This is a genomic window from Kitasatospora sp. NPDC093806 (genome assembly GCF_040683335.1).
Classification (GTDB): domain Bacteria; phylum Actinomycetota; class Actinomycetes; order Streptomycetales; family Streptomycetaceae; genus Kitasatospora.
This window is the reverse complement of record NZ_JBFBDO010000100.1, coordinates 22,768-30,023: the sequence shown is the minus strand read 5'-3', so window position 1 is coordinate 30,023 and position 7,256 is coordinate 22,768. Positions and strand designations below refer to the sequence as shown.

Sequence of the window (7,256 nt, the reverse complement as noted above, 5' to 3'; positions counted from 1 at the left end):
GCGAGCATGGTGAGCAGGACGCCGTCTGGTCGACGCTCCTGCTGGTGGCCGGTACCGCGCTGGTCGCCGTCGGCGTGCTCGCCGGACCGCCGCTCTCCCTGCTGGCCGTCACGGTCGGCGCGATCGCGAGCTTCTTCGGCGTGCTCCGGCTCGCCCACCGGCTGCTGCCCGGCATCGTCGCCGCGCTCGGCGCCCCGGCCCGCCGCTTCGGCGGCACCGCCGGTCGCCTCGCCACCCGGCAGCTGCGGCTCAACCCGCTGCGCACCGGCGCCACCGGCTCGGCCCTGCTGCTCGGGGTGACGATGACGGTCGGCGCGATCACCGCCCTGGAGGTCACCTCCGACTCGCTGGTGCCCCTGGTCTCCGCCCGCCAACCCGGCGCCTTCTCGGCGACCGGCGCCGGCGGCGGCGCCCTTCCCACCGGGGCGCTCACCGCACTCTCCGGGGAGCGCGAACTGCTCGTCACCCCGGTCCGTTCGGCCACCGTCCGGGTCGACGGCCGCGACACCCTCGTCGCCGCCACCGACCCCGCCCGGCTCAGCCCCACCACCGACGACCTCGCCCGGGCCCGGGCCCTCACCGACGGCACCGCGCTCAGCGGCCTCGGCGACGCCGCCACCGCCGGCGTCGGCGGGGCGGCCGGCCACCCCGACACCACCCTGCGCGTCGAACCCGGCCGCAGCGGCCTCCCGTTCACCCTGCAGAGCGGCGCCGCGCTCCTCGTCACGCCGGCCACCCTCGACCGGATCGCCCCCGGCGCCCCCGCCACCACGGTGTGGATCACCCCCGCCCCCGGCACCGACCGCGCCACCGCCCGCCGCGCCATGGACCGCGCCCTCGCCGCCCACCCAGCCCTCACCGTCACCGACAGCGCCGCCCAGGCCGCGAGCCTGCGCTCGCTGTTCGACCGGATGATGCTGATCTCGATGACCCTGCTGTCCTTCTCGGTCGTCATCGCCGGCCTCGGTGTCGCCGCCACCCTGATGCTCAGCGTCAGCGAACGCGCCCGCGAGATCGGCATGCTGCGCGCCATCGGCATGTCCCGCCGCCAACTGCGCCGCATGCTCACCCTGGAGGCCCTGCTCCTCTCCCTCGCCGCCGCCCTGCTCGGGACCGCCCTCGGCCTCGCCTACGGCTGGTCCGCCGCCCGTTCCGTCACCTCCACCCTCGGCACCGTCGGCGGCCCGCCCACCCTCCTCGTCCTCGCCGCCCTCGGCCTCACCGTCCTCACCGGCCTGGCCGCCGCCGTCCTCCCCGCCCGCCGCGTCGGCCGGATGACCGTCATCACCGCGATGCGCTCGGTCTAGCCGCCCGCGCGATCCGCGACGCCGCATCCGGCCCGCGTCAGGCGGGCCGGGTCCGGTCGGTGATCTGCGGGCGCTCCTCGAACCCGGCCGCGCGGTAGGTGGCGACGGCGGCGGCGTTGGCGCTCGGTGTGCACACGCGCACGCTCGACGAGCCCAGCTCCCGCAGGGCGGCCGCGCCGGCGAGGGTGATCGCCCGGCCGTATCCGCGGCCCCGGTGGTGCTCGTGGACGCCCATCGGTTCGATCAGCCCGGGCTTCCCCGGGCCGGCCGACCAGACCGTCACCACCGCCGCCGGACCGCCCTGGTCGTCGTACGCGCCCAGGCACCGGGCGTCGGCGAAGTACGGACCCGCCGACATCCCGTGCCAGTACTCGGGCGTCGGCCGCGAGGTGGCGAACGCCGACCGCAGCACGTCGGCGAAGTCCTGCGCCTGCTCCGGGCCGATCGACTCGATCCGCACGCCGGGGGCCTCCACCGGCTCGGCGAGATCACGGAACAGCGGCGTCCACGGCTCGTCGACGCCCCACCCCTCCTCGGTGAGCAGGTCGTGCAACAGCAGGCCGAGCGGCGCCTCGATGGACACCGCTCCGTCCGGCAGCACCCCGCGCTCGGGCAGCGAGACGTCCTCGACGAGCCGCCGCGCCAAGCCCTCGTCCCGGAAGGCGTCCGGAGCGACCGTCATCCGCAGCAGCGTCGGCGAGTCCAGCAGCCCGGCGGCGAGGACCCGTCCGTCCCGGCTCCAGGTCCGGACCACCGCCGCCGTCTCCGCCGCTCCGAGCCGGTGGTACCACCCGACGTCCCCCGGATGCAGCTGCATCGGCGCCCCGTCGGACTGCCACTCCCGCAGCGCGCCCATGGCCTCGTGCACCGCGTCGACCGTCGGCGTCCCCAGCACAATCGTCATGGTCGGGATCCGACACCGGGCGCCTGAGCTCCGCAACTCATTTACCTCAGCGGGGATCACCGTCCGCCGGAGATGCCGAGGTCGGCGCGCATGGTGGTGCGGAGGGTGGCGAGGTGGGACCAGGCGGATTCGACGGCGGTGGCGGTGGTGGTGAGGTCCTCCCCGGGGTCGGGGGTGCCGTGGCCGATCCGGACGAGGGTGCCGTAGAGGGCGCCGAGGACGCGGTTGGTGTGTGAGACCTCGGCCAGCACCTGGTCGGGGACGGCCATCTGGGCCTCGGCGTAGCGCTGGAGGTAGTCGTTGCGGACGGCGTCGACGGCGGCCAGCTCGGCGGCCGCGCCGCCGGGGAGGTCGCGGCGCAGGGCGTGGGCGTAGTAATTGAGGGCGCTCAGGTACTGGCGGGCGGCGATGTTGAACGCGGTGTAGCCCGCCCGGCGTTCGGCGAGTTCCAGGGCCGCGCGCTGCTCGTCGCGTTCCTCGCGCCGCCGCCGTTCGGCCAGTTCGCGCTCGTCCCGGCGGACGGTGTCGCCCCGGCGCTGGGTCAGCAGGGCGGAGGCGAGTGTGCCGGCCACGCCGACCACGGCGACCAGGAGGGCGGTGAGGCTCGATGCGTCCATGAACGTCCCTGGAGGTGGTGAGGGGCCGGCGGGGGTCAGTTGCCCTGGTAGGTGAAGGCGGCCCAGGTGTCGAGGGCGTCGGGGGTGCGGCGGGCGAGGGCGGACAGTTCCGGTGGGGCGTCCGGGGGGAGGCGGCGGTCGGGGTCGAGGGCCCACAGCTGGGTGCGGCGGAGGGCTTCGGCGGGCGGGTCGCCGGCGGCCAGGCGGCCGTGGAAGACGTACATCAGCACGCACACCATGTCGTCCGCCACCTCCCAGCGGGAGCCGACCACGCCGGTCGCGCCGGCGGCGAGGAAGGCGGTGGAGAGGGTGAGCGCCTCGTCGAGGTCGCCGCCGGTGTGGTCGCTGACGCAGGCGTCGAGGACGACCAGTCCGCCCGGCGAGCCCGGTGGGCGGCCCTGGGCCTGGCGGAGGATGTCGCCGACCGGGAGCCGGCCGTCGTGTTCGCGCCGGCCGCCGGGCGGGGCCTCGGGGGCGAGCCCGAGGAAGGCGTCGAGCGGCGAGTCGCCGGACGGGAGCGCGTGGCAGGCCAGGTGGAGGACGGAGGCGCCGGCCCGGCCGGGTGCGGGCAGCGCGGCGAGCACCTCGCGCGGGGTGCCGTCCCCGACGGCGTCCTCGACGTAGCCGAGCAGGGTGCCGTGCGGGTAGTAGTCGGCGTGCAGGTACTCGGCCTCGGCCTCGGCGAACATCAGCTCCCGGGTGGGGTCGCCGACGATCACCGGCCGTTCGGCGAGCGGCAGTCGGGGCCGACCGACCACCTCGCAGAACTGGCGGGCCGAGGCCGCGTACGAGATGACCGCCCGTTCCACCGCCCGGACCGGTCTGCCGCCGTCGCGCAGTCCGCTGCTGAGCAGGGCCGCGTGCCAGGGCACGCCGCTGAACTCGGCGAACGGGACGAGGACCAGCCGGGGCGGGGTGCCCCGGCGCCGCTCGGCGGCGCGCAGCGCGGGGTGGCGCAGCAGTGGGCGGAGCACGGTGGTGCCGGCCCAGTCGCAGAGTTCGGCGAGGGTGGCCCGCCAGCGCCGGCGGGCGGCGACCCGCTCCGGGTGGTCGGACGGGAAGCCGGCGTCGAGGGTGGCCTGCCGGTGGAGGTGCGCCTTCCGGTAGGCGGTCAGCGGGCTGAGCGCCTCGGCTTCGGAGCGCACCAGGCTGAGCGGGAGCAGGTGGATGGCGCCCGCGGTTCCGCCCTGCATGACGCCCGGCTCGGCGCCCGGCTCGGCGCCCGGCTCGGCGGCGGTGACCAGGAGGGCTTCGGCGCTGCGGCCGCCGCCGGGCGGGAGGAGGTAGACGAGGACGTCGGCGCCGGCCGCGCGCAGGCTGCGGGCGATCTCCTCGACCGAGGGCACGGCCATCAGCGCCGTGCCGGCCGGGGAGCCGACGAGGGCGGTGAGGGCGCGGCGGCGCAGGTCGTCGGGGACCGGGATGGCGGCGCCGCCGGGCAGGGAGGCGAGCAGGGTGCCGGGCAGGCCGAGCAGCGCGTCGAAGTCGAAGGGGTCGGGGGCGGAGCCGGGGGCGGCGGAGGGCCCATCGGCAGGCGGCGCGTCGGCCGGGCTGCCGCCGGACAGCCAGGCGGTGGCGAGGTCCGCGTGGCCGGCGGCCCGGAGCTGGTCGGGGATGTCGGTGGTGGCGGTGGAGGCGTGCAGCACCAGGCCGCGCCCGAGCTCCAGGGCCTCGACGGCGGACCGCAGATACGGCTCGGTCACGTCGGCGGCGGGACGGCCGGCGTCGTCCACGGCGGCCTCCTCCCGGTCGGCGAGGTACCAGTGGGCGATCTGCAGCGCGCGGGCCGCGGCGTCCCGGGCGATCGCGAGGGCCGGGTCGGCGGCGGCCTGGAGCAGCGAGGCGGCGGCGATCTCGCGCAGCCCGGCCAGCCCGAACTCCCGGCTCAGCCGCCGGTCGCCCGGGTCGAGCCGGGCCCGGTGGGTGTCGGCGACGATGGCGCTGACCGCCGCCAGCAGCCGGGTCGGCGCCCCGTGCCGCAGCTGTTCGCGGGCGGCCCCGGCGGCCGCGAGCGCCTCGGCTGCGTCGGCGGGCCGGTGGGCGTGCCGGTAGCGCATCAGCAGCAGCATGGCGCGCAGCACATGGCCGCGCACGCCTTCCAGGCTCGCCGGGTTGGCCTCCGCGAGGAAGTCGTCGAGGTAGCGGAGGGCGCCCTCGCTGCGGTGCTCCGAGAAGGTCGGGAACAGGGCGAGCAGGACGAACGCGCTGGCCGCCCGCACCTTCAGGACCGCCTTGTGCAGGTGGCCGCCCGGGGTCTCCTCCGCCGCCTCGATCATCAGGTCGACGGCTTCGCCGAGCCGTTCCGGGGCCCCGAACAGCGCGTGGATGAAGGTGACCGCGCCGAGGTCGCCGCGCGCGAGCAGGCGCAGCGGGTCGTCCGCCGGGACCGCCGCGACCAGCGCCTCCAGTTCGGTAACCACCCGGCTCATCCGGGCGGTGTCGCGGACCGTCAGGGCGTCCTGGAACTCCAGCATCAGCCGGGTGCGTTCGAGGGCCGGCCGTTCGCGGGCGATGAGGCGTTCGACGCCCGCGTGCGCGGAGACGGCCAGGTAGGCGAGCACCTCCTCGTTGTAGCGGCGGGAGGCCTCCAGGTCCTGGTGGTCGCCGCCGATCAGGTAGCGCTGGTAGAGGCTGACGGAGAGGTTCTCCAGGTAGACCACCCGGTTGATGTCGTCGGGCTCGGCCCGGCGGAACGCGGCGCGCTCGTGCCGGATCGCCGCGTCCAGGTCGGCGACGGCGTTGGTGAGCGCGAAGCGCTTGCTCATCGCCGCCGCCAGCGAGCCGTGCAGGTGCTCGTCCGACCAGAGGGTGCCGGAGGGCTTGGCCCGGGACTCGTCGAGCAGGCCGAGGACCCGGTCCAGCGCGGCCCGGTCGGTGGAGAACTCGTCCTGGGCGATGGAGGCGTGGGCGAGCTGGTGGAGGATGTCGCTGCGCCGGACGCCGTGGTCCTCCTCCTGCATGGTGTCGACGGCGGTGGTGAGGTGCCGGATGGCCTCCTCGGTGCGGTAGGTGTCCGGTTCGTGCTCGCGCAGCGCGTTGACGAGGGTGCCGAGGACGGCGTGCGCGGCGGGCCGGACCTCGTCGTCCCGGGCCATGCCGTCCAGGCCCTCGCGCAGGACCTCGACGGCCTCGCGGGCGGCGTCGGTGGCGACGTAGCGGTCGAGCCGGGCGACGCCGGCCAGGGTGCTGCCGAGCAGCCAGCGCGCGGTGCCGCCGAGCGGGTGCTCGGGCGGGAGGAGGAGGCGCAGGTCGCGGAGGCGGGCGAGCCGGTGGTCGGCGTCCTCGGGGCGGACGGCGTCGCCGTCGCCGCGGGCCCAGTACTGGTCGACGAGGTGGAGGGTGGCGCGCAGCCGGCAGGGGTCGTCGAGGGTGGTGGTGGCGGCGATCAACTCCAGGTGGGCGATCGCGCGTTCGGTGTCGGCGGCGCGGTCGGCGGCGGCGCGGGCGGTGTCGGCGGTGTCGGCGGTGTCACTCAGCAGCAGGTTGACGAGGCGTTCGCGGACGGCGAGTTCGAGGGGCTCGGCCAGGTCCGCCGGTCCCGGCTCGGCGTCCGGCGCCGGCCGGTACGTCGTGCCGTCGGCGGGGGTCCACGGGGGCGGGCGCAGCCGGTCGAGGACGCCGTCCAGGACGGCGGTGGCGGCGGCGCGGTCGACGGCGACGCGGTCGTCGTGGCACGCGCGGCCGGGGGTGCCCGCGTCCTCCGGTGCGGAGACGCCGCCGGAGGGGACGCCGGGGGGACCGTCGGAAGCTTGGTCACGGTCGCGGTCGTACCGGTCGGCGAGCGCGCAGCCCAGGCTCGCGACGAAGCCGGGGTCCTGCTCGTCGTACGCGTCGGCCCCGGCGGGCTCCTGCCAGGGGCCGAGCGCCTGCCAGGCTCCGAGCGCAGACCAGGGGCCGAGCGGCACCGGGACCGGGCAGGCGAGCCGGAGCACATCGATGGCCCGGTCGAGGTCGTCCGGCCGGGCCGCCTGGTCCGTCCACTCGCCGTTGACGCCGTCCTCGTGGCGCGCGTGCAGCAGCAGGCCGAGCCGGCCGGCCGCCGTCAACCGTTCCGGTGCGGCCGGGTCGAGCAGGCCCACGGCGAGCGTCAACAGGGCGACGGCGTCGGCCCGTTCGGCGAGGACGGCGCGGCGGACGCCCTCGTCCTCGGCGAAGTCCGGGCGCTCGACGGCCCGCCAGTAGCGGACGGAGAGGGTGAGGCCGACCAGGAACCGGGCCTCCGCCATCACCTCCGGCGGCACGGCCGGACCGGCGCCCTCCAGCTGTTCGCGCGCGGAGGCGAAGGCCGTCAGCGCGCCGGAGAGCAGGATGGCGCAGCGGCGCGGGTCGGTCTCGGCGTCGTGTTCGTCCAGTAGGGCCCGCCCCCGCGCGACCAGCGCCCCGGCCTCGTCCAGCACCGTCACCGGCGTTCCTCCCCCAGTCGCGCGT

General features: G+C 76.8%; 4 protein-coding genes. 1 reads left to right on the top strand and 3 read right to left on the bottom strand.

Features of this window, described 5'->3' with window-relative positions:
* A partial coding sequence (locus tag AB0N76_RS31910; RefSeq protein ID WP_363563122.1) for an ABC transporter permease occupies positions 1–1,307 on the top strand: 1,307 nt, incomplete at its 5' end.
* Positions 1,308–1,344: 37 nt separating this feature from the next.
* Here the strand turns inward: AB0N76_RS31910 and AB0N76_RS31905 are convergent.
* The 3 genes from AB0N76_RS31905 to AB0N76_RS31895 are packed head-to-tail and all read right to left on the bottom strand — an operon-like array spanning position 1,345 to position 7,231.
* Complete coding sequence (locus tag AB0N76_RS31905; RefSeq protein WP_363563120.1) at positions 1,345–2,211, bottom strand: GNAT family N-acetyltransferase; 867 nt, start codon at positions 2,209–2,211, stop codon at positions 1,345–1,347.
* A 56-nt stretch (positions 2,212–2,267) separates the two neighbouring features.
* The gene (locus tag AB0N76_RS31900; protein ID WP_363563118.1) at positions 2,268–2,828 is read right to left on the bottom strand and encodes a hypothetical protein; all 561 of its coding nucleotides are present in this window, start codon (positions 2,826–2,828) and stop codon (positions 2,268–2,270) included.
* Positions 2,829–2,863: 35 nt separating this feature from the next.
* Entirely contained in the window at positions 2,864–7,231 is a 4,368-nt protein-coding gene (locus AB0N76_RS31895) for a CHAT domain-containing protein (protein WP_363563116.1), read from the bottom strand.
* Between the last annotated feature and the right edge of the window lie 25 nt (positions 7,232–7,256).

Excerpts from the sequence above, each read along its gene's own strand:
- AB0N76_RS31905 (WP_363563120.1), bottom strand. The coding sequence starts at position 2,211 with ATGACGATTGTGCTGGGGACGCCGACGGTCGACGCGGTGCACGAGGCC.
- AB0N76_RS31900 (WP_363563118.1), bottom strand. The coding sequence starts at position 2,828 with ATGGACGCATCGAGCCTCACCGCCCTCCTGGTCGCCGTGGTCGGCGTG.